The organism is Streptomyces sp. NPDC096013 (assembly GCF_044763565.1).
In the GTDB taxonomy this organism is placed as follows: domain Bacteria; phylum Actinomycetota; class Actinomycetes; order Streptomycetales; family Streptomycetaceae; genus Streptomyces.
The window spans coordinates 1-1429 of the sequence record NZ_JBIWGK010000047.1 but is presented as its reverse complement, the minus strand read 5'-3'; the positions used below and the strand labels follow the sequence as shown (position 1 = coordinate 1429).

The following is a 1429-nucleotide window of genomic DNA, read 5'->3' as shown; positions in this document are numbered from 1 at the left end:
GGCGTCCCTAAGAATGTTGGCGGTCCGGGAGGACCGGGTGTGGCTGATCGGGCGTTGCCGTTGATGGCTCCGGAGGAATGGCCGCCTGGTCCTCCGGGACGCTCCGACCACTGATTGAGAACTGCGGTCATCGCTGGTTAGGGACCTGTCGGCGGGGTGTTCTTCGGACCACGGCGTGTGGATCACGAGGGATACGGAGTAACGGGCTTGAGCACGTCTCACAAGCGCATATGGGTCGGCATCGACGCCGGCAAGGGGCATCACTGGGCCGTCGCGGTCGACGCCGCGGGCGAGACGCTCTTCTCGACGAAGGTGATCAACGACGAGACCCAGATCCTCGCGCTCATCGACACGGCCCGCGAGCGGGCTGACGAGGTGCGGTGGGCGGTGGACATATCCGGCCGGGCCTCCACCCTGCTGCTGGCGCTGCTGGCCACACACGGCCAACAGGTGGTCTACGTGCCTGGTCGAACGGTCAACCGCATGTCCGGCGCCTACCGAGGCGAAGGCAAGACCGACGCCAAGGACGCCCGCGTCATCGCCGACCAGGCCCGCATGCGCCGGGACTTCGCCCCGCTGGACACGCCGCCGGAACAGGTCACCACGCTCCAGGTGCTGACCAACTACCGAGCCGACCTCATCGCGGACCGCGTCCGGCTGATCAACCGGCTCCGCGACCTGCTCGTGGGCATCTGTCCCGCCCTGGAGCGTGCCTTCGACTACTCCGCGGCCAAGGGCCCCGTCATCATGCTCACCGAATACCAGAGGCCCGCCGCCCTGCGGCGAATCGGTGTCAAGCGGCTGACGACCTGGCTGGAACGCCGCAAAGTCCGTGACGCCTGCGGTGTCGCGGCCAAGGCCATCGAAGCAGCCCAGTGCCAGCACATCGCCCTGCCTGGCGAGAAGCGTGCCGCCAAGCTGGTCTGCGCCCTCGCCCACCAGCTCTTGGCCCTTGACGAGCGGATCAAAGACAACGACCGAGAGATCCGCGAGACGTTCCGCACCGACGAGCGCGCCGAGATCATCGAGTCCATGCCCGGCATGGGTCCCATCCTCGGCGCCGAGTTCGTCGCCATCGTCGGCGACCTGTCCGGCTACCGCGACGCCGGCCGCCTTGCCTCGCATGCCGGCCTGGCCCCGGTCGCCCGCGACTCCGGCCGTCGCACCGGCAACTACCACCGGCCCAAGCGGTACAACCGCCGCCTGCGGCACATCTTCTACCTGGCCGCACAGACCGCGATGATGCGGCCCGGCCCCTCGCGCGACTACTACCTGAAGAAGCGCGCCGAGGGACTCCTGCACACCCAAGCCCTGCTCTCGCTCGCCCGGCGCCGAGTCGACGTCCTGTGGGCGATGCTGCGTGACAAAAGGCTGTTCACCTCCGCCCCGCCCGTCACGCAAGCAGCTTGACACGATCATTGAGATTCCT

The 1429-nt window shown here is 68.1% G+C and carries 1 protein-coding gene; it reads left to right on the top strand.

Annotation, left to right across the window (positions count from 1 at the left end):
• The first annotated feature begins 207 nt into the window (after positions 1-207).
• Positions 208-1410, top strand: a complete 1203-nt coding sequence (locus ACIRB1_RS47115; protein ID WP_403470128.1) for an IS110 family transposase — start codon at positions 208-210, stop codon at positions 1408-1410.
• The last annotated feature ends 19 nt before the right edge of the window (positions 1411-1429 follow it).